Source organism: Anaerotignum faecicola, assembly GCA_024460105.1.
Classification (GTDB): Bacteria; Bacillota; Clostridia; order Lachnospirales; family Anaerotignaceae; genus JANFXS01.
In genome coordinates this window covers 1-409 of the sequence record JANFXS010000446.1, presented here as the reverse complement: position 1 = coordinate 409, position 409 = coordinate 1, and the positions used below count along the sequence as shown (strand labels likewise).

Below are 409 nucleotides of genomic sequence, written 5' to 3'. Positions count from 1 at the left end.
CGAACAGTTCGGAAAGTATGTGGAATTCCGTCCGGAACTGGACATTCAGGATCCGTCTCCGGAATCGGAAGAGGGAATTATCAGACAGAAAGCATTCAGCCTCCTTCAGCAGTATTCTGTGAAGATGATTTTTACAGAGGACTTCGAGTCGGTTTATCAGGAATTTATTCAGAAGATCGATGAGCTTGGCATGAATAAGGTGGAAGCTTACTGGACAGAAGAATACAAGAATAAGACGAAATAAGAATAAGACAAAATAAGAGGGATTATGACAGAGAAAAAAATTTCGTACGGCGGAATCAGACCAATTGTTTACTGCGTCAGCAGAGAAGAGGGAGAGCCGTATCTGATACATAATTATGACGGTGCGGTGGAATTTCCGCCTGTTGCCCGGTGCTTTATCCTGCCC

1 protein-coding gene is annotated in these 409 nt (G+C 43.8%); it reads left to right on the top strand.

Annotated elements, in window-relative coordinates; genetic code table 11:
• The coding region (locus tag NE664_14805; protein MCQ4727905.1) for a hypothetical protein at positions 1 to 244 on the top strand (244 nt) is incomplete at its 5' end.
• Between the last annotated feature and the right edge of the window lie 165 nt (positions 245 to 409).